The 18485-nt window shown below is 60.0% G+C and carries 20 protein-coding genes; 12 read left to right on the top strand and 8 right to left on the bottom strand.

Going from position 1 to position 18485, the window contains the following annotated elements; translation table 11 throughout:
* Positions 1–30 precede the first annotated feature (30 nt).
* The 4 genes from E4Z66_RS17470 to dxs are packed head-to-tail and all read left to right on the top strand — an operon-like array spanning position 31 to position 3988.
* On the top strand, positions 31–954 hold the full coding sequence (locus E4Z66_RS17470; protein WP_136464346.1) for a histone deacetylase family protein: 924 nt from the start codon (positions 31–33) through the stop codon (positions 952–954).
* A complete protein-coding gene (locus tag E4Z66_RS17465; protein ID WP_136464345.1) occupies positions 951–1193 on the top strand; it encodes an exodeoxyribonuclease VII small subunit in 243 nt (80 codons plus the stop codon). Before E4Z66_RS17470 ends, E4Z66_RS17465 begins: the two co-directional genes overlap by 4 nt.
* Entirely contained in the window at positions 1194–2060 is an 867-nt protein-coding gene (locus E4Z66_RS17460; protein WP_136464344.1) for a polyprenyl synthetase family protein, read from the top strand.
* 11 nt (positions 2061–2071) lie between these two features.
* Positions 2072–3988, top strand: coding sequence for a 1-deoxy-D-xylulose-5-phosphate synthase (gene dxs, locus E4Z66_RS17455; protein ID WP_136464343.1), 1917 nt, complete (start codon positions 2072–2074; stop codon positions 3986–3988).
* Positions 3989–3996: 8 nt separating this feature from the next.
* Here dxs and E4Z66_RS17450 read toward each other — a convergent pair whose 3' ends face one another.
* Together E4Z66_RS17450 and E4Z66_RS17445 are read right to left on the bottom strand one after the other, a co-directional pair.
* Positions 3997–4581: an exopolysaccharide biosynthesis protein gene (locus E4Z66_RS17450; protein ID WP_136464342.1), complete on the bottom strand. Its 585-nt coding sequence runs from the start codon at positions 4579–4581 to the stop codon at positions 3997–3999.
* Positions 4574–5428, bottom strand: coding sequence for an SDR family oxidoreductase (locus tag E4Z66_RS17445; protein ID WP_136464341.1), 855 nt, complete (start codon positions 5426–5428; stop codon positions 4574–4576). Before E4Z66_RS17445 ends, E4Z66_RS17450 begins: the two co-directional genes overlap by 8 nt.
* 75 nt (positions 5429–5503) lie before the next feature.
* On the opposite strand from E4Z66_RS17445, the gene E4Z66_RS17440 reads away from it, so the two are divergent.
* The gene (locus E4Z66_RS17440) at positions 5504–6130 is read left to right on the top strand and encodes a class I SAM-dependent DNA methyltransferase (RefSeq protein WP_136464340.1); all 627 of its coding nucleotides are present in this window, start codon (positions 5504–5506) and stop codon (positions 6128–6130) included.
* 1 nt (position 6131) lies between these two features.
* On the opposite strand, the gene E4Z66_RS17435 is transcribed toward E4Z66_RS17440, so the two are convergent.
* The 5 genes from E4Z66_RS17435 to E4Z66_RS17415 all read right to left on the bottom strand — a co-directional run bounded on the left by E4Z66_RS17435 (position 6132) and on the right by E4Z66_RS17415 (position 11554).
* The gene (locus E4Z66_RS17435) at positions 6132–6911 is read right to left on the bottom strand and encodes a carnitinyl-CoA dehydratase (protein WP_136464339.1); all 780 of its coding nucleotides are present in this window, start codon (positions 6909–6911) and stop codon (positions 6132–6134) included.
* Positions 6912–6914: 3 nt separating this feature from the next.
* The gene (locus tag E4Z66_RS17430; RefSeq protein ID WP_246036067.1) at positions 6915–8936 is read right to left on the bottom strand and encodes an acetate--CoA ligase family protein; all 2022 of its coding nucleotides are present in this window, start codon (positions 8934–8936) and stop codon (positions 6915–6917) included.
* The gene (locus tag E4Z66_RS17425) at positions 8933–10096 is read right to left on the bottom strand and encodes an acyl-CoA dehydrogenase family protein (RefSeq protein ID WP_136464338.1); all 1164 of its coding nucleotides are present in this window, start codon (positions 10094–10096) and stop codon (positions 8933–8935) included. Before E4Z66_RS17425 ends, E4Z66_RS17430 begins: the two co-directional genes overlap by 4 nt.
* Before the next feature lie 168 nt (positions 10097–10264).
* Positions 10265–11020 (bottom strand): class II aldolase and adducin N-terminal domain-containing protein, encoded by a 756-nt coding sequence (locus E4Z66_RS17420; RefSeq protein ID WP_136464337.1) that lies wholly within the window; start codon positions 11018–11020, stop codon positions 10265–10267.
* A gap of 78 nt (positions 11021–11098) precedes the next feature.
* Positions 11099–11554, bottom strand: coding sequence for a VOC family protein (locus E4Z66_RS17415; protein WP_136464336.1), 456 nt, complete (start codon positions 11552–11554; stop codon positions 11099–11101).
* A 221-nt stretch (positions 11555–11775) separates the two neighbouring features.
* On the opposite strand from E4Z66_RS17415, the gene ade reads away from it, so the two are divergent.
* The 5 genes from ade (at position 11776) to E4Z66_RS17390 (ending at position 16901) form a co-directional block, all read left to right on the top strand.
* Positions 11776–13572 carry an adenine deaminase gene (gene ade, locus E4Z66_RS17410; protein WP_136464335.1) on the top strand — a complete coding sequence of 599 codons (1797 nt, stop codon included), beginning with the start codon at positions 11776–11778 and terminating at the stop codon, positions 13570–13572.
* Positions 13569–15023, top strand: coding sequence for an AMP nucleosidase (locus E4Z66_RS17405; protein WP_136464334.1), 1455 nt, complete (start codon positions 13569–13571; stop codon positions 15021–15023). Before ade ends, E4Z66_RS17405 begins: the two co-directional genes overlap by 4 nt.
* A gap of 191 nt (positions 15024–15214) precedes the next feature.
* A complete protein-coding gene (locus E4Z66_RS17400) occupies positions 15215–15502 on the top strand; it encodes an HU family DNA-binding protein (RefSeq protein WP_136464333.1) in 288 nt (95 codons plus the stop codon).
* A gap of 63 nt (positions 15503–15565) precedes the next feature.
* The gene (locus E4Z66_RS17395; protein ID WP_136464332.1) at positions 15566–16444 is read left to right on the top strand and encodes a DMT family transporter; all 879 of its coding nucleotides are present in this window, start codon (positions 15566–15568) and stop codon (positions 16442–16444) included.
* 52 nt (positions 16445–16496) lie between these two features.
* The gene (locus E4Z66_RS17390) at positions 16497–16901 is read left to right on the top strand and encodes a thioredoxin family protein (protein WP_136464331.1); all 405 of its coding nucleotides are present in this window, start codon (positions 16497–16499) and stop codon (positions 16899–16901) included.
* Positions 16902–16906: 5 nt separating this feature from the next.
* On the opposite strand, the gene E4Z66_RS17385 is transcribed toward E4Z66_RS17390, so the two are convergent.
* Complete coding sequence (locus E4Z66_RS17385; RefSeq protein WP_136464330.1) at positions 16907–17431, bottom strand: glutathione peroxidase; 525 nt, start codon at positions 17429–17431, stop codon at positions 16907–16909.
* A 107-nt stretch (positions 17432–17538) separates the two neighbouring features.
* On the opposite strand from E4Z66_RS17385, the gene msrB reads away from it, so the two are divergent.
* Together msrB and msrA are read left to right on the top strand one after the other, a co-directional pair.
* On the top strand, positions 17539–17982 hold the full coding sequence (gene msrB, locus E4Z66_RS17380; RefSeq protein ID WP_136464329.1) for a peptide-methionine (R)-S-oxide reductase MsrB: 444 nt from the start codon (positions 17539–17541) through the stop codon (positions 17980–17982).
* Positions 17979–18482: a peptide-methionine (S)-S-oxide reductase MsrA gene (gene msrA, locus E4Z66_RS17375; protein WP_136464328.1), complete on the top strand. Its 504-nt coding sequence runs from the start codon at positions 17979–17981 to the stop codon at positions 18480–18482. Before msrB ends, msrA begins: the two co-directional genes overlap by 4 nt.
* Positions 18483–18485: the final 3 nt, after the last annotated feature.

The raw sequence follows: 18485 nt of genomic DNA, 5'->3' as shown, positions 1-18485 counted from the left end.
GCCCGGGAGTATTCCGGGGCAAAGACGTGCATGACCACAGCCCTGATTACGCATCCAGATTGCCTTGGCCACGAGAACCCGCCCGGAGCGCCTGAAAAGGTGGCGCGGCTGGAACATCTGCTAAGCGCGCTGGTGCCTTTGGACCTTTTGCGGCTCGAAGCGCCGATGGGCACGCCGGAGCAAGCCGAACTTGTCCACGATGCCGAATACGTCGCGCAAATCCCTGACCGCATCCCCACCAAGGATCACATCTGGCTGGATGGCGACACCTACCTATCCCCCGGCTCGCTCAATGCGATTTATCGCGGTGTTGGCGGCGCTGTGCGGGCAGTGGACGCGGTGCTGGACGGCGAGGCAAAGAACGCATTTTGCGCCACCCGTCCTCCGGGGCACCATGCAGAGCAGGCTCTACCGATGGGGTTTTGCATCTTTGGCAATGTCGCAATCGCAGCGAAACACGCCTTGGAAAATCGCGGCTTGAAACGAGTCGCGGTGCTGGATTTCGACGTGCATCACGGCAACGGCACGCAGGCGCTACTGCAGGACGATCCGCGCGCGTTCTTCGTGTCGTCACATCAATTCCCACTTTGGCCCGGCACTGGCCGGGCGTCGGAAATCGGCCCGCATGGCAATATCATGAACATCCCTCTCGATCCGGCCTCCGGCGGCGCAGAGATGCAGAACGCCTGGGAACCGGTCTGGGACCGCCTCTATGAACAAAAGCCAGAGATGATCCTGATCTCCGCCGGGTTCGATGCCCACACGAACGATCCTCTCGCGGAACTGCGCTGGGAGGTCGAAGATTTCGCATGGCTCACCGCAAAGATCTGCGAAATGGCTGCCGAACTCAGCGAAGGCCGGGTGGTTTCTGTTCTGGAAGGCGGTTATGATCTGCGGGCTTTGGCCATGTCGGCCAAGGCGCATGTGGAAGAACTGATGAAGGCCGCGACATGACCGATACGCCCGTCGAGGAAATGAGCTTTGAGCAGGCAATGGCCGAGCTTGAGCAGGTGTTGAACCAGCTGGAACGCGGCGACGTGGCCCTTGAGGAATCGATCAAGCTGTACGAACGCGGCGACGCCTTGAAAAAGCGGTGCGAAGCGAAGCTCAAAGAAGCCGAAGCAAAGGTGGCCGAAATCACGCTTGATGCGTCTGGCAACCCGACCGGAACCGCGCCTGCCGAAGGGCTGTAAGTGTTTCAAGACAAGCTAAGCGCCTGCGCCGAACTGATTCAGGCGCATTTTGACCATGTGATCGGGGCCCTACCGGATTTACCCGTCACGCAAGCGATGGCACATGCAACGCAGGGCGGAAAGCGCCTGCGCGGGTTTCTGGTTCTGCAAAGCGCGACCCTGCATGACATAGGCTCTGACAAGGCGATTTGGCCCGCGACCGGGATCGAAGCGCTGCACGCCTATTCCCTTGTCCATGATGACCTTCCTTGCATGGATGACGACGACATGCGGCGCGGGCAGCCGACTGTTCACGTCAAATGGGACGAAGCGACCGCCGTGCTTGCAGGTGACGCGCTGCAATCGCTGGCCTTTGAACTTGTCACCCACCCCAATGCCGGAACCGCGCAAACGCGCGCGGACCTCGCACTAAGCCTGGCCATCGCATCTGGCGCGCAAGGGATGGTGTTGGGCCAAGCGCTCGACATCGCGGCAGAGACCGCCGAAGAGCCACTGACATTGGAAGAAATACAGGCTCTGCAAAGGGGAAAAACCGGGGCTTTGATCGAATGGTCCGCCTGCGCCGGGGCCCGTCTGGCCGAAGCCGATACGACTGCATTGCAAGGCTATGCGCGTGACCTTGGGCTGGCGTTTCAGATTGCCGACGACGTGCTGGATGTCGAAGGCGACGCCGCGACTGTCGGCAAGGCTGTGCGCAAGGACGCAACTGCTGGCAAGGCGACCTTCGTTTCCCTTCTGGGGCTGGATGCAGCCAAACGCCGCGCGTCAGACTTGGTGGATTCCGCGATTTCGTACCTAGATATGTACGGAACACCCGCCGACGCGTTGCGCGACACCGCCCGTTTCGTTATCTCGCGCCAGAACTAGGAGACTTTCCGATGTCCGAGCGCCCGCAAACCCCGCTGCTGGATCAAATCCAGCGCCCCTCTGACTTGCACAGCCTGTCGGACGAACAATTGATCCATGTCGCACATGAATTGCGGGCAGAGACGATCTCGGCCGTGTCTGAAACTGGTGGGCATCTGGGTGCGGGTCTGGGGGTCGTTGAACTGACCGTTGCGCTCCATGCGGTGTTCGATACCCCGCGCGACAAGCTGATCTGGGACGTATCCCACCAATGCTACCCCCACAAGATCCTGACCGAACGGCGCGACCGTATTCGCACCCTGCGCCAAAAGGACGGGTTGAGCGGTTTCACCAAACGCAGCGAAAGCCCCTATGATCCGTTCGGGGCTGCGCATAGCTCCACCTCCATCTCTGCCGCGCTGGGTTTCAAGGTTGCCGCCGATCTGGGCGGGGATGCTGGCGATGCGATTGCCGTGATTGGCGACGGCGCAATGAGCGCGGGCATGGCTTATGAGGCGATGAACAACGCCGGCCATTTGGGCAAGCGACTGTTCGTGATCCTCAACGACAATGAAATGTCGATTGCCCCGCCGGTCGGCGCTTTGTCCTCGTACCTGAGCCGCCTTTATGCCGAAGAGCCGTTTCAAGACCTGAAAAGCGCCGCGAAAGGGGCCGTAAGCCTGCTGCCCGAACCCTTCCGTGAAGGGGCGAAGCGGGCGAAAGACTTGCTTAAAGGCATGGCCGTTGGGGGCACCCTGTTCGAGGCGCTGGGGTTCAGTTATCTCGGGCCGATTGACGGGCATGACCTGCACCAGTTGCTGCCCGTTCTGCGCACTGTCAAATCCCGCGCACATGGCCCGGTTCTGATCCACGTTCTGACCAAGAAGGGCAAAGGCTACGCCCCGGCAGAGCAAGCACGTGACAAGGGCCACGCCACGGCCAAATTCGACGTGGTCACCGGCAAGCAAAAGAAGACCCCCTCCAACGCGCCGTCTTATACCTCGGTCTTCGCCAAGGGTCTCTTGGCCGAAGCAGCGGGCGATCCCAAGATCTGCGCCGTGACGGCCGCGATGCCCGATGGCACCGGCCTTAACCTCTTTGCGGAACGCTACCCATCGCGCTGTTTTGATGTCGGCATCGCAGAGCAACATGGCGTTACATTCTCGGCCGCTCTGGCCGCCGGGGGGATGCGCCCCTTCTGCGCGATGTATTCGACCTTCTTGCAACGTGGCTACGATCAGGTGGTCCACGATGTCGCCATACAGGGCCTACCTGTACGTTTTGCCATCGATCGCGCCGGTCTGGTCGGGGCCGATGGGGCCACGCATGCGGGCAGTTTCGACACGGCGTTCCTGTCCAACCTGCCGGGAATGGTGGTGATGGCCGCAGCGGACGAAGCCGAACTGATGCACATGGTCGCCACCGCCGCCGCCCACGATAGCGGCCCGATCGCGTTCCGGTATCCGCGCGGCGAGGGCGTTGGCGTTGAACTGCCCGAACGGGGAACCCCGCTTGAGATCGGTAAGGGACGCATCATTTCCGAAGGTTCAGGCGTTGCGCTGCTTTCCTTCGGCACCCGCATGGAAGAAGTCCGCAAAGCCGCCGAGGCATTGTCCGCCCGCGGCATCACCCCGACAATCGCCGATGCGCGTTTCGCCAAGCCGCTGGACCGTGAAATGATCCTTGATCTGGCCGCCACGCACGAGGCGCTTATCACGATCGAGGAAGGCGCGATTGGTGGCTTCGGCTCTCATGTTGCGCAACTTCTGGCCGAAGAGGGCGTGTTCGACACCGGGTTGAAATACCGATCCATGGTGCTGCCCGATATGTTCATCGACCACAGCGCCCCCAGCGATATGTACGCGACCGCCTGCCTGAACGCGGAACAGATCGAAGCAAAGGTGCTGGACACGCTCGGCGTGTCGTCGATCACGTCCGCGCGCGCCTGATACAGTCCCTAACCGAGCAAAAGCGTCGCGGCGACCGTGGTGCTGATGGCGACGACCGCGAAGCCGAGAAGCACGTAAAGCCCGTCGCGGGTCAGCAACCCGAACGACAAGAGGGAGATCGCCCCGGCACCGAAACTGGTCACAAAGGGCAACAGCTCCAGGAAGGGCCAGAACCACGTGAAGCACACACATGTTGCCATTGTCGCCCAGCGCGCGGGCTTCACAGTGAAAAGCGGCCAGCGCTTATGCGAATGACGGTCGAACCAAGCCGCAGGTCTGCGCAGCCACGCCACCGCCTTTCGAAGCGTTTCCTCCGGCACCGTTCGATTCAAAAGCGCATTGGGCATCCACAGATGCTTACGCCCTATTAGGGCCTGTATACCAATCAAGGAAATGAGCAGGGCCGAGATCGTCGGGGACCCGGGAATTCCTGACAGCGGCGAAACCATCAAAAGACCGATCACCAGGATCAACGGCGCAAAAGACCGTTCGCCCAACTGATCCATGATCGACCGGACATCCACAGGCGGCGCTTGCGTCGCCGCATCCACCTGGTCGAGCAATTCGGTAATCGTGGTTTCCGTGTCAGACATCGCCGTGGGTCAACAGTGCTTTCAAACCAGAACGATAGTCCGGGTAGATCAGTTTGACACCCAATTCCTCTTTGATCCGATCGTTGCGGACTCGCTTGCTTTCTGCGTAGAAGCTGCGCGCCATCGGGCTAAGCTCTGCTTCGTCGAACGGGACTTCCGGCGGGGGGGACATCCCCAAAAGTTCCGCCGCGTGCAGGATTACATCTTGTGGCGGGGCGGGGTCATCATCGCAAAGATTATAGACCCTAACCGGGTTCGGATGCTGAATCGACGCGGCAAGAACTTGGGCAATGTCCTGCACATGTATCCGTGAAAAGACCTGCCCCGGCTTGATGATCCGTCGCGCCTTACCCTGCCGAACCTTGCTGAACGGACCGCGTCCCGGACCGTAAATCCCGGCAAGACGGAAGATATGCAGCGGCAGCCCCTTCACGGACAGCCAATCCTCTTCCGCCGCCTTGCGCGACTGACCGCGCCGCGTGCTGGGCGTCAGCGGCGTGTCTTCGTCCACCCACGCGCCGTTGTGATCGCCATAAACGCCAGTGGTCGAAAGATACCCTGCCCATTCCAAACGCGGCGCAATCTTTGCTATTTCGTCGCGCAGGCTGGACAACACGGGATCGCCATCAGCGCCCGGCCCGGCAGAGATCAGAAGATGCGTCGCCGCTCTAAGCGCCGGACGCAGATCGTCGCCCGGAAAGCACAAAGGTTCCGCACCGGATGCGCGCAGTTCGCCAAACCGTTGGCGTGACCGCGTCGTGCCAATGACCCGCCATTCGCTTTTGGGCAAACGTTCCGAAAGGGCCCGCGCCGAATAACCGTGTCCGAAAGAAAGAAGCGTTTTCATGCCCGTTTATGTGACCCGTCACAGCCGCCAGTACAATGCCTTGCAGAAAATCACGTCAGCGGTTTTGATGACCGTATGACAAAAGACGAAAAGCTCGACACGGCGTACAGCCTCAAGACACCGGATGATTCCCGCAAGCTTTATGGCGACTGGGCAGAAAGCTATGAGGAGGATTTCGTCGAAACCAGCGGCTACATCCTGCATATTCACGTCGCCCGCGCCTTTTCAGAGGCCGGCGGCGAAGGACCGGTTCTGGATGTGGGTGCAGGGACCGGACTGGTTGGCGAAGCTTTGGCCCAGTTCGATCCCGGCGAAATCGACGGCACCGACATCTCGCCCGAAATGCTACAGCAAGCTGCCGAAAAAGGCGTTTATAGAGCCTTGTTTCCCGGTGACATCCTTGCTGGTCTCGGACTGCCCGATGGCGTCTATTCGGGCGTTGTCAGTGCCGGCACCTTTACCCTTGGCCATGTGGGCCCGGACGGGCTGGACGAAGTTGTCCGGCTTCTGACGTCCGGTGGCCTCGCCGTGATCGCGGTGCGCGACGCACATTTCACCGAAAGCGGCTTCGAACAGAAAATCGCCGAACTGGAACCCGTCCTGTCAGAAGTCGGCAAGACGTCGGTGCGCATCTATGCCGAAGGCGCTGACGGCCCGCATGCCGACGATCAAGCGATTTTGCTGCATCTGTGGAAGGCCTGATCTACTTCCCTTTCCAGACCGGATCGCGCTTTTCGGCAAAGGCCCGCGCACCCTCCAACTGGTCTTCGGACCCATAAAGAATATCCACCGTTCGCAACTGTCGCTGCGTGATGCGGTTCATGGCATCCTGAAACTTGCTGTCTTCGGCATCGCGCACGACCTCTTTGATCGCGGCATAGACAAGCGGCGGGCCAGAGGCGATGAGCTCGGCAAGTTCCCAAGCACGGGTCATCAGATCGGCGGCGGGGACGACCTCATTCACCAGCCCCCAACGATGCGCTTCTTCGGCATCAAACCAGCGACCGGTCAGCAAAAGCTCCATCGCGATGTGATAGGGGATGCGCTTCGGCAGTTTGATGGACGCGGCATCCGCCACAGTGCCGGAGCGTATTTCAGGCAAGGCAAATGTCGCGTGGTCCGCAGCCAGGATCATGTCGGAGCTCAGCGCCAGTTCAAGCCCGCCGCCACAGGCGATTCCATTGATCGCCGCGATGACCGGCTTGTTCAGATCGCGCAACTCCTGCAATCCGCCGAACCCACCAACACCGTAATCGCCATCGACCGCGTCGCCCTCAGCCGCCGCTTTCAGATCCCATCCGGGGCAAAAGAACTTCTCCCCCGTTCCGGTCACGATCGCCACACGCAGATCCGGATCATCGCGAAATGCCGCGAACGTGTCGCCCATGATGCGGCTCGTCGCCAGATCAATCGCATTCGCCTTTGGCCGGTCAAGCCGCACCTCAAGGATCGCCCCAACGCGGCGTGTTTTGATGACTTCCATCTTTTATCCTTTCGTAATCAACGCATCGACCGCCACAGCGCGTGTGGGCGTACAGATGAGCGGGTTTATTTCAATTTCGATCACCGACGGATGGTTCTTGAGGACATAGTCCTGCACCGCCATCACAGCAGAAATGATCGCCGGACGGGACGCTGCAGGCTTGCCGCGAAACCCATCAAGTAGTTTTGCAAGTTTCAGCTTGGTTAGAGCCTGCTCTACCTCACGTTCCGTGACCGGCAGGACGAGGCTGGTCCGGTCCTCCAGCAGTTCCGTCAGAACGCCGCCCGCGGCGAGGGTCAGCACCATGCCATGCGCCGGGTCCATCGTGACGCCGATCAGCAATTCCGCCACGGCGTTTTCTATCATCTCTTCGACAAGGAACCTGTCGGCGGGCATCTGTATCGCGGCAGCTTCTAGTTCCTCTGGCGTCAGGCCCAATTTCACCGCGCCGGCTTCCGATTTATGCGCCAATCCGACGCCTTTCAGAACAAGTGGCCCGGTCAGCCCCTGCGCGTCCGTGGCAAGCCCGTCCAAATCCGTTTCGATCCGCCGTGGCAGATCCAGATCATGTGCGGACAGGGCGAACTTCGCCTCAGTCTCTGTCATGGTCTGCCCCGCCGCCATGTCGTGCCCGGTCAACGGCGCGCTTTCGGAAGGTCGGGTACGACAGGACGCGATCTGCGCGGCGGAAATTGCCTCGCGTAGGCCCTGTATAGGAACGACACCATGCGCCATCAGACGCGCCGAAATGTCTTCGGGCATAAGCTCCGGCAGGGTTGCCACAACTGCGACGGGACGGCCCGTTTCGGCGCGTACCCGTATGGCAGCTTGCGTGGCGCATTCCCAATCCGCCGCATCAGTATGCGGATAGTCGACGATCGCCAGAGTCAGGCCAATATTATCCGCCGCCATTGGCCGCCACGCGGCCGTCATCGCATCCACGTCGCGCCAGATATAGGTATGGTAGTCCAGCGGGTTCGCCAAAGCGACCATCGGGCCAAGAGCCGCGCGTAGAGCCTGTTTTTGATCATCATCAAGCGCGGGAAGGGTAAGTTCGGACGCAGCCACAGTGTCGGCGCACAATAGCGCTTCCCCCCCGGAACACGAAATCGAACTGAGCGTCGGCGCATCCAACCGCCCTTCCATATGAAGTAGCTTGAGCGTTTCAAGGAAAGTTGGAACGTCTCCCACACGGCCCATGCCAAATCGGCGCAGCAAGGCGTCCGCCCCGGCATCGCTTCCTGCCAGGGACGCGCTATGCGACACCGCACCGCTGCGCGCCTGATCGGACGCGCCAACCTTGATCGCGACGATCCCAACCCCCCGGTCCCACGCCATTAAGGCGACCTTGTGCCAAGCGGCGGTGTCACCGAAACCTTCGATGTGCAGGCCCAACGCGGTGACGCGCGGATCGTCCAGCAGGGACATCGCGACATCGGCCTGCGATGTCTGCGCCTGATTCCCGCACGCAACAACGTAGGCGATCGGCAGACCGCGCTTTTGCATCGTCATATTGATCGCAATGTTCGAGCTTTGCGTAAGGATCGCGACCCCACGCTCCACCGGCGCCATACCGTGCTGATCGGGCCAGATCGCGACCCGGTCCAGCGCATTGATGAAACCATAGCAGTTCGGCCCAAGGATCGGCATGTCGCCAGCAACCTCAACAAGCGCTGCCTGAAGGTCGCGGCCTTCGGAATCCTCTGCGTCCGCCTCCGAAAAGCCGGACGCGAAACAGACCGCGCCGCCGCTTCCCAACGCTGCCAACTCACGCACGACCTGAACCGTCGCTTTGCGATTCACCCCGATGAAAGCGGCATCAATCCGCCCATCCACATCCGCCACACTGGGCACCGACGCAAGACCGGCGATCTGTTTGCCGGAGGGATGCACTGGCACAATAACCCCGGTAAAGCCGATACGCCGCGCGGCACCGATGATCGACTCGCACCAGGCACCGCCGCCGACCACCACGATCTGCCGCGCCTGCAAGAGCCGTGTCAGGCTCATACTGGTCGTGGTCATGCGCCCAGCGCCCGCAACATATCCCGGCTGATGATATGGCGCTGGATCTCGCTGGTGCCGTCCCAGATACGCTCAACCCGGGCATCGCGCCAGAACCGTTCCAGCGGGTAGTCATCCATCAACCCCATGCCCCCATGAAGCTGGATCGCCGCATCCGTCACGCGCGCCAACATCTCCGACGCGTAAAGCTTGGCACTGGCGATTTCCCTGTTGGCCGGCAAGTCCCGATCCAGCCGATCCGCCGCCGCCAAAGTCAGCAAATCCGCCGCGTCGATCTCTGTCACCATGTCGGCGAGCTGAAAGCTGACGCCCTGGAATTTGCCAATAGGCTGCCCGAACTGTTCGCGCTGCGCGGCATAGTCCAAGGCATAGTCAAAGGCCCGGCGCGCGCGCCCGACGCTCATCGCGGCAACCGTGATTCGCGTCGCGTAGAGCCACGTATTCATCACCTCGAACCCGCTGTCGACCTCGCCCAGAACTTGCGTATCGGGCAAGCGGCAATCATCGAATTCAAGGATCATGTTCTTGTAACCACGGTGACTGACCGACTTGTATCCATCACGAATGGTGAAGCCCGGCGTGCCACGATCCACCAGAAACGCGGTGATGCGCTTCTTCGGACCCTTCGGTGTCTGATCCTCGCCCGTCGCAATGAAGACAATGACGAAATCCGCGTGTTCGGCGCCGGAGATGAAATGCTTTGTCCCGTTAACGACCCAATCGCCGCCATCGCGCATGGCACTACATTTCATGCCCCGCACGTCGGAACCTGCGCCCGGTTCCGTCATCGCCAAAGCGTCCATCTTCTCCCCCCGGACGGCGGGCATCAAATAACGCTCTATCTGCTCCCCCTCGCAGGCCATGAGGATGTTCTGCGGCCGCCCGAAGAAATGGTTCAGCGCCATGGATCCACGGCCCAATTCACGCTCTACCAAGGCGAATTCGACATGACTTAGCCCGGCGCATCCTACGCTTTCCGGGAAGTTGCAGGCGTAGAAGCCAAGCTCGATCGTCTTGCGCTTGATCTCTTGTGCGATCTCTTCCGGCACTTCGCCGGTCCGTTCGACCAGCTCTTCATGCGGATAGATTTCCTTTTCGACAAAGCTGCGGACGGTTTCCGTGATCATCTGATGTTCTTCGGTCAGGCCGTAAGTGGTCATGTGTCGTCTCTACTGTTGGATTTGGAAGGGGAACGGCGCAGGCCGTCACTTCCGAGGCGCCAACCGCCGCGTACTTTTCCAACGCTTCACATCATCGACCACCATTCGACCGTTCATGCGCGTGTCTGACCCTTTCCAACGCCCGCCACATCGACCACGGCGGCAACCTCATTTTGCATAAGGGTCGCCTTCCGCATCCAGGATCGCTTTGAGTTCTGCCAGATGGCGCACATCCTGTTCAGGGTAGGCTTCCAGCTCATCGGCCGTTTTGGCGGCGATGTCATCGGGCAGGATGGAAAGCGGCTGCCCGGTCTGAAGCGCACGGATATAAACCTCGCAGGCGCGTTCGAAGAAATACATGCGGTTGAAGGTTTGCGCGACGGAATCGCCAATCACCATGATCCCGTGATTGCCCATGACCATCACGAATTTCTTGGGATCGCCCAGCAATTGCGAACAACGCTCACCTTCTTCCTCAAAGGCCAGACCGCCGTAATTGTCGTCGAAAACCTGTCTGTCATAGAACATCGCCGCATTCTGATCGAGAGGCGGCAAGGTCTTGTCTTTCATACATGCCAGCACAGTCGCGTGGATCGAATGAACATGCATGGCGCAGCGCGCGTGGGCACAGTTGCGATGGATCGCGCCGTGCAGACCCCAAGCAGTCGGATCGGGCGCATTCGGCCCGGTTAGGGTCTGTGGATCATTCGCATCAATCAGCAGCATATCGGACGCACGAACGCGGGAAAAATGCACCTGATTTGGGTTCATCAGAAACTGTGTGCCGTCATCGTTGACGGAAAGCGAGAAGTGGTTGGATACGCCTTCATGCATGTTCAGACGCGCTGTCCAACGAAACGCCGCGGCAAGATCGACCCGCTCCTGCCAATAGTCCATATTCGGGCGAAGTTCTGTAACGGCCATAGCGGATCTCCTTGAGTTGCGCGAAGCCTGCATGGACGGAAAACGGCATTCAACCCCGATTGCGACAAATCACAGGTCTCAATCCGAATTCTGGACCTCACCGTCAGCCGTATCGTGCAAAGGTCGCGACGGCACCCACGCATATCCGTCATGATCCAGGATATAGGCTTCGCGCAGGCCATGCGGCTTGTCTGTCGGTGCTTGCAGGATCGTGGCGCCCGCCTGCTCGGCACGTTTCACGGCCTTGTCCGGGTCTGTGTCGTAAAGCCTGATCTCAATCCCGGCGCCGCGCGGCGGGGTCTCTGGCAGCAGACCCAAAAGCGGATTGCTGGCATAGGTGCCATCCGAATGCAGCTGAAACACCTGAGAGCCATAGGTCACAATGGCGAAGTCTGCCGATTTTCGATGAGCTTGCATGTCAAAAACAGTCTCTAACAGCTTACATGTACCCAATACATCGCGCACCAACAGGTTCAGCCCCAGCCCCCGCAGGGATGCTCCGAACGCCTCCGCCGATACCGTTTCAAAGTCCATTGCCGCCCCCTTCACATCGGGCGCTTTTCCCCCGCCCGTGAAACTTTCGGGCAAACATGGGACAAGTCAAGAATGGCGCCGGTTTGCCGGGTCGGACTGCACAGGGCCGGGAAAACCCCGTAAGCCGCATCCACCCAGACCGTTCCAACGCCCATATGTTACTTTTGTGATATCGGGCACCGCACCCTTGCGTCGCCCGGCAGTTTCCGAAATATCAGGTCATGGAACGCTTGATGACATGGGCCGAAGCTGCCCCCGACCTTATTGCGACCGCCGCTGGCCGCGTGCCCGCCGATCTGGTGATCCGCCGTGGCACGTGGGTGAACGTACATTCCCGTGAATGCCTGCCCGATCACGATATAGCCATTCGGCATGGGCGTATCGCCTGCGTGGTCCCCGATGCCTCTGCCCAGATCGGACCGGATACAGAGATTATCGAAGCCCACGGGCGCTACATGATTCCGGGCCTGTGCGATGGGCATATGCACATCGAAAGCGGGATGCTCACGCCCGCCGAATTCGCCCGCGCGGTCATTCCCCATGGTACGACGACCATGTTCACAGATCCGCATGAGATCGCGAATGTGCTTGGACTGGCCGGCGTGCGCATGATGCATGACGAGGCTGCGCTGCAACCGATCAACATCTTCACGCAAATGCCGTCCTGCGCACCCTCTGCGCCGGGGCTAGAGACGACCGGCTTCGAAGTCACGCCCGAGGACGTCGCCGAGGCCATGTCCTGGCCCGGGATCATCGGCTTGGGTGAGATGATGAACTTCCCCGGTGTCGCCAATGCAGACCCAAAAATGCTGGCAGAAATCGCCGCAACGCAGGCTGCAGGCAAGACGGTGGGCGGGCATTATGCCTCCCCCGATCTGGGCCCGAACTTCGCCGCCTACGTGGCGGGCGGCCCTGCCGACGATCACGAGGGCACCACGGAGGCGGACGCCATCACACGTGTACGCCAAGGCATGCGTGCGATGCTGCGCTTTGGCTCTGCCTGGTACGACGTGGAACCGCAGATCACCGCCATCACGGAAAAAGGGCTCGATCCGCGCAACTTCATCCTGTGCACTGACGACTGCCATTCCGGCACGCTGGTCAATGACGGACATATGAACCGTGTCGTCCGGCACGCGATTGAGTGTGGCTGCGATCCGCTGGTCGCGCTGCAAATGGCCACTGTGAACACCGCTACGCATTTCGGGTTGGAGCGTGAACTGGGATCGCTGACCCCCGGTCGCCGCGCTGACGTCATCCTGACCTCGGACCTGAAAGCGCTACCGATTGAACAGGTAATCGCGCGGGGCAAAACAGTCTCTATCAACGCCAAGGTGGTGGTGGATTGCCCGCATTACGATTGGCCTGATACAGCCCGCCAGACCGTGCATCTGGGCCATCACCTGTCCGCCAAGGATTTTGAGATCGCGGCGCCCGAAGGCGCCAATGCCGTGCGCGCCAACGTGATCGGCGTGATCGAGAACCAAGCCCCCACCAAGGCGCTGCAAGTCGAATTGCCGGTTCAAGACGGGCTTGTCGAAGGCGAAGGCGACACGTGCCAGATCGCCCTGGTGGAACGGCACCGCGCAACAGGGGGCGTCACCAACGCCTTCGTTTCCGGTTTCGGGTATGAGGGGCGCATGGCCATGGCTTCGACCGTGGCACATGACTCCCATCACATGATCGTTGTCGGAACCGATCGCGACCAGATGGCGCTGGCGGCCAACCAATTGGCCAAGATCGGCGGCGGTATGTGCCTTTATAAGGACGATGAGCTTCTGGCGCAGGTGGAACTGCCCATCGCCGGGCTGATGTCCGACCAACCCGCGACCGAGGTCGCCGCCAAGGCCGATGCGCTGATCGAAGCGATGCGCGCCTGCGGTTGCACCTTGAACAACGCCAATATGCAACATTCCTTGCTGGCGCTTGTGGTGATTCCGGAACTGCGCCTGTCTGACCTTGGCTTGGTCGATGTCCGCACCTTTGATTTCATCCCAGTATTCGAGCCAATGACATGAGCCTGTTCAACACGCCAAAATCCCCCGCCCACGAACTGTTCCACGATGCCGTCGCCGCCGTCGACCGCCTGACAGAACTGTACACCCAGGCCACCAGCTTCCTGCGCGAGAATTTTCTGGACGCGATGGTCAATGGTGCGCCTTCCAGCCGCATTCGGGCCTATTATCCCGAAATTCGCTTCCGTACCGCGTCCTACGCCCAGGTCGATACGCGGCTAAGCTTTGGCCACGTGTCGATGCCCGGAAAATACGTGACGACCGTGACGCGCCCGGACCTGTTCCGGCAGTACCTGATCCAACAGATCGGTCTGCTGATCGAGAACCACGACCAGCCCGTCGAAATCGGCCCTTCGGACACGCCGATGCCGCTGCATTTCGCGATGGGGGCCGATACGTCTGTGCCGCAGGAAGGGGCCGCCGATTTCACATTACGCGATGTGTTCGATGTGCCGGACCTGTCGACGACGAATGATGACATCGTCAACGGCACACAATCCGACGACGAACTCGGCGCGCTGGCCCCGTTTACCGCACAGCGGGTGGACTATTCGCTTGCCCGGCTGGAACACTATACCGCGACCGACCCGGTGCATTTCCAGAACCATGTTCTGTTCACGAACTACCAGTTCTATGTTTCTGAATTCGAAGCCTATGCGCGCCGCCAGATCGACGATCCCGACAGCGGCTACACCGCGTTCGTGTCCACAGGCAATCAGGTCATCACTTCGGGCGATCAACCGCTGGAGACCCCGGTCAAGATGCCGCAAATGCCGACCTATCACCTGAAACGCGCGGATGGAGGCGGGATTACTTTGGTGAATATCGGCGTGGGACCTTCCAACGCGAAAACCGCGACCGATCACATTGCGGTGCTGCGCCCCCATGCGTGGCTGATGGTTGGCCATTGCGCCGGGCTGCGCAACTCTCAGGCCTTGGGTGATTTCGTTCTGGCCCACGCCTATCTGCGCGAAGACCACGTGCTGGACGATGATCTGCCCGTCTGGATTCCGATCCCGGCGCTGGCGGAGATTCAGATCGCGCTGGAACAAGCCGTGGCCGAGGTCACGGAACTGCAAGGCTACGAACTCAAGCGCATCATGCGGACCGGCACCGTCGCCACCATCGATAACCGGAACTGGGAACTGCGCGAACACGAAGGCCCCGTGCAGCGCCTTAGCCAGTCGCGCGCCATCGCCTTGGACATGGAAAGCGCCACGATCGCCGCAAATGGCTATCGCTTTCGGGTGCCCTATGGAACGCTGCTTTGCGTGTCGGACAAACCCCTGCATGGCGAGTTGAAGCTGCCGGGAATGGCCTCTGACTTCTACAAGACGCAAGTGGCGCGACACCTCATGATCGGGATACGCGCGATGGAGCATATCCGCGAAATGCCGCTGGAACGCATCCACAGTCGGAAGCTTCGATCCTTCGACGAAACCGCGTTTTTGTAAGCGCAAAACGGCGCCAATCGGCACTTCCGGCTGGCCCGTCCCGCGTTTTTGGCATATCGGCCCCGAAAAACAGCGAAAAACCGCTATAATTAGGCGTTTTTGGCATCGCAAGTTGTTGTGTGCCGACACTACATTCCGTTACAGTCCGCGAACGAGGCCCAATCAGTCGGGCACATGAAGGAGACCAAAAAATGGCAAAACCCATGACCAAGACCCAACTGGTGGCCGCACTGGCGGACGCTATGGGCTCTGACAAGAAATCCGCAGGGACCGCTCTGGACTCGATCTGCGACATCATCACCAAAGAAGTCAGCGCCGGTGGTGCCGTGACTCTTCCCGGTGTTGGCAAGATCTATTGCCGTGAGCGCCCCGAGCGTATGGTTCGCAACCCCGCAACGGGCGAGCAGTTCCAGAAGCCTGCGGACAAGGTTGTGAAAATGACCATCGCCAAGGCTCTCAAGGACAGCGTGAACGGCTGACCTTGTCACTTGGATGGAATTCGGAAAGGGTCACTTCGGTGACCCTTTTTTCTTGAGAACATCATGACACTTGATCTGCGCGCTATCGGCATGGGCCTCGCCTTTGCCATTATCTGGTCTTCGGCCTTTACTTCGGCGCGCATCATCGTGGCAGATGCTTCGCCTTTGGCGTCGCTTTCCCTGCGGTTTTTCCTTTCCGGCCTGATCGGAGTCGGCATCGCGCGCGCCATGGGTCAGACATGGCGACTGACCCGCGAACAGTGGCGCGCAACGCTCATCTTCGGGCTGTGCCAGAACGCGCTGTATCTTGGTCTGAACTTCGTCGCCATGCAGTGGGTCGAGGCCGGATTCGCCGCAATCATCGCCTCCACCATGCCGCTGATGGTGGCCTTCGCGCTTTGGACCATCTTCCGCGAGAGACTTCCGACCATGGGGATCATCGGCCTTGCCATGGGGTTCATCGGCGTCGTGATCATCATGCAGGCGCGGCTCTCCGCCGGGGTCGATCCGCTTGGCGCACTGCTTTGCATCATCGCCGCCGTGGCGCTTACCGTGGCGACATTGATGGTGCGCGGTGCGTCGGGTGGCGGCAACTTGATGATGATCGTCGGGTTGCAAATGTTCGTGGGCGCGGCCGTGCTGGCCGTTGTATCAACCCTGACAGAGACGATTCACGTCAATCCCAGCCCCGAACTGGTCATCGCCTTTCTTTATACGACGCTGTTCCCTGGTGTTCTGGCCACCTGGATCTGGTTCGCCCTCGTCGCCCGTATCGGCGCGGTCAAAGCTGCGACCTTCCATTTTCTCAACCCGTTTTTCGGCGTCCTGATCGCAGCGATCATCCTGCGTGAGCCGCTGACAAATTCCGACATTCTTGGCGTGGCGATCATCACGGGCGGTATCCTTGCCGTGCAGTTGGCACGTGCCCGCAAATCGTCTTGAAAGCGCCGCTTTGTTCAGTAAAACCACGGGGTATCCTATCGAAAGACCCGTCATGAACCGCCGCCAGTTTTTCCTGACCGCAAGTGCCGCAAGCCTATTGCCCGGATGGGCCGCGGCTTATCCATCGGTGCCTTACGCCCCGACCACATGGCCGGATTTGCGCGACAGCGGGTCCAAGATCATCCTGAACTTCCGCGCCAGCTGGTCGATCACCTGCCAGATCAAGCAGGACATCATCGCGGGCCTGATCGCAGAAAACCCGGCCTATGCCGACTTGACCTTTGTAGATGCGGATTGGGACACGTTCGGGCGCTCTGAATGGGTGCAACGGCGGCTCAAGGTAAAGCGCCGGTCAACCCTGATCGGGTTTCGCGGCAAGTCAGAGCTCGCCCGGCTGGTAAACGCGCCTTATGAACAGCAAATCCGTAGCTTTCTGGATCAGGTCGTCTCGGCATAAGCCGGTCAATTCGCCAGTTCGGCCTCAATCGCTTTGATCAGCGGCGCGCTTAACGGTTTCGTCCCAGAGCCGAACGTCGCCGCAACCGCCCCGTCCCGCCCGATCAACACCTTGTTGAAGTTCCACTTGGGCTGAAACCCTGTCTGCGCCAGAACATCCTTGTAAAACGGATGCGCGTCCGGCCCTTTGACATGGCTGATATCGCTCATCGGAAGGGTGATACCAAAGGTCATCTCGCAGAATTCCTTGACCGCAGCGCCACTGGACAATTCCTGCCGGAAGTCATCGGAGGGCACAGCAAGCACCACCAGACCCTGCGCCGCGTAGCGATCTTGAAGCGCCTGAAGCCCTTCATACTGCCCCGTAAATCCGCAGCGCGACGCTGTGTTCACCACAAGCACCGGGTTGCCTGCCCAGTCAGACAGGTTCAGCACGCCGCCATCGATTGAAGGAAAGGATCGGTCCATCGGGGCAGATGATGCCGCGGAGATCAGACCGCAGATCATCGACAAGGCCAGGAATATGCGCATTCGGAACCCCTTTTCAAAGATTACGCCGAAAGGTCACGATTGGATCACTTTGATTGCATTCGGCGCCGAAAACACCAGATACTAGCCAAGTAATGACGGAGGCTTCCATGAACACGTATCACAAGGATCCCGATGCCCTCGCCGCATTGTCACCGGAGGAGTATCGGGTCACGCAGGAATCCGGCACCGAACGTCCCGGCACAGGCAAGTATCTGGGCAACAAGGAACCCGGTATCTATGTGGATATCGTCAGCGGAGAGCCGCTTTTCGCTTCTGCCGACAAATACGAATCCGGCTGCGGTTGGCCAAGTTTCACCAAGCCGATCGATAACGTGACAGAGCATCGCGATGTGTCGCACGGAATGATCCGCACGGAAGTCCGTTCCAAACATGGGGACAGTCATCTGGGCCACGTGTTTCCCGACGGCCCCCCTGATCGTGGCGGGCTGCGCTACTGCATCAACTCTGCCTCTCTTCGGTTCATCCATCGCGACGATATGGAGGCCGAAGGCTATGGCGCTTATCTGGATCAAGTGGAGGACGTAGCATGACCGAACGTGCAGTTTTGGCAGGTGGATGTTTCTGGGGGATGCAGGATCTGATCCGCAAGTTGCCAGGCGTTGCATCGACGCGCGTCGGTTATACCGGTGGCGACGTGCCTAACGCGACTTATCGCAACCACGGCACCCATGCGGAAGGGATCGAAATCATGTTCGATCCGGCCCGGATCACCTATCGCCAGATTCTGGAATTCTTCTTTCAGATCCACGATCCGACCACGCTGAACCGGCAGGGCAACGATATCGGGATGAGCTATCGGTCCGCGATATATTACACCGACGACATGCAAAAGCAGTGCGCGCTGGATACGATCGCAGATGTTGAGGCCTCCGGCATCTGGCCGGGCCGTGTCGTCACCGAAGTCGAACCCGTGGGCGATTTCTGGGAAGCCGAGCCGGAGCATCAGGATTACCTCGAAAGGTTTCCCAACGGCTATACCTGCCACTTCCCGCGCGCCGATTGGGTCTTGCCGAAACGCGCTGCGGAATAGGCC

The organism is Aliishimia ponticola (assembly GCF_004803475.1).
Classification (GTDB): Bacteria; Pseudomonadota; Alphaproteobacteria; order Rhodobacterales; family Rhodobacteraceae; genus Aliishimia; species Aliishimia ponticola.
The sequence above is the reverse complement of the archived record's forward strand: the minus strand, read 5'-3'. Positions and strand labels throughout refer to the sequence as shown.

Excerpts from the sequence above, each read along its gene's own strand:
- E4Z66_RS17415 (WP_136464336.1), bottom strand. The coding sequence starts at position 11,554 with ATGGACTTTGAAACGGTATCGGCGGAGGCGTTCGGAGCATCCCTGCGG.
- dxs (WP_136464343.1), top strand. The coding sequence starts at position 2,072 with ATGTCCGAGCGCCCGCAAACCCCGCTGCTGGATCAAATCCAGCGCCCC.
- E4Z66_RS17390 (WP_136464331.1), top strand. The coding sequence starts at position 16,497 with ATGAACCGCCGCCAGTTTTTCCTGACCGCAAGTGCCGCAAGCCTATTG.
- E4Z66_RS17395 (WP_136464332.1), top strand. The coding sequence starts at position 15,566 with ATGACACTTGATCTGCGCGCTATCGGCATGGGCCTCGCCTTTGCCATT.
- E4Z66_RS17440 (WP_136464340.1), top strand. The coding sequence starts at position 5,504 with ATGACAAAAGACGAAAAGCTCGACACGGCGTACAGCCTCAAGACACCG.
- E4Z66_RS17465 (WP_136464345.1), top strand. The coding sequence starts at position 951 with ATGACCGATACGCCCGTCGAGGAAATGAGCTTTGAGCAGGCAATGGCC.
- E4Z66_RS17405 (WP_136464334.1), top strand. The coding sequence starts at position 13,569 with ATGAGCCTGTTCAACACGCCAAAATCCCCCGCCCACGAACTGTTCCAC.
- E4Z66_RS17385 (WP_136464330.1), bottom strand. The coding sequence starts at position 17,431 with ATGCGCATATTCCTGGCCTTGTCGATGATCTGCGGTCTGATCTCCGCG.
- msrB (WP_136464329.1), top strand. The coding sequence starts at position 17,539 with ATGAACACGTATCACAAGGATCCCGATGCCCTCGCCGCATTGTCACCG.
- E4Z66_RS17425 (WP_136464338.1), bottom strand. The coding sequence starts at position 10,096 with ATGACCACTTACGGCCTGACCGAAGAACATCAGATGATCACGGAAACC.
- msrA (WP_136464328.1), top strand. The coding sequence starts at position 17,979 with ATGACCGAACGTGCAGTTTTGGCAGGTGGATGTTTCTGGGGGATGCAG.
- ade (WP_136464335.1), top strand. The coding sequence starts at position 11,776 with ATGGAACGCTTGATGACATGGGCCGAAGCTGCCCCCGACCTTATTGCG.
- E4Z66_RS17420 (WP_136464337.1), bottom strand. The coding sequence starts at position 11,020 with ATGGCCGTTACAGAACTTCGCCCGAATATGGACTATTGGCAGGAGCGG.
- E4Z66_RS17435 (WP_136464339.1), bottom strand. The coding sequence starts at position 6,911 with ATGGAAGTCATCAAAACACGCCGCGTTGGGGCGATCCTTGAGGTGCGG.
- E4Z66_RS17450 (WP_136464342.1), bottom strand. The coding sequence starts at position 4,581 with ATGTCTGACACGGAAACCACGATTACCGAATTGCTCGACCAGGTGGAT.
- E4Z66_RS17445 (WP_136464341.1), bottom strand. The coding sequence starts at position 5,428 with ATGAAAACGCTTCTTTCTTTCGGACACGGTTATTCGGCGCGGGCCCTT.
- E4Z66_RS17470 (WP_136464346.1), top strand. The coding sequence starts at position 31 with ATGACCACAGCCCTGATTACGCATCCAGATTGCCTTGGCCACGAGAAC.
- E4Z66_RS17430 (WP_246036067.1), bottom strand. The coding sequence starts at position 8,936 with ATGACCACGACCAGTATGAGCCTGACACGGCTCTTGCAGGCGCGGCAG.
- E4Z66_RS17400 (WP_136464333.1), top strand. The coding sequence starts at position 15,215 with ATGGCAAAACCCATGACCAAGACCCAACTGGTGGCCGCACTGGCGGAC.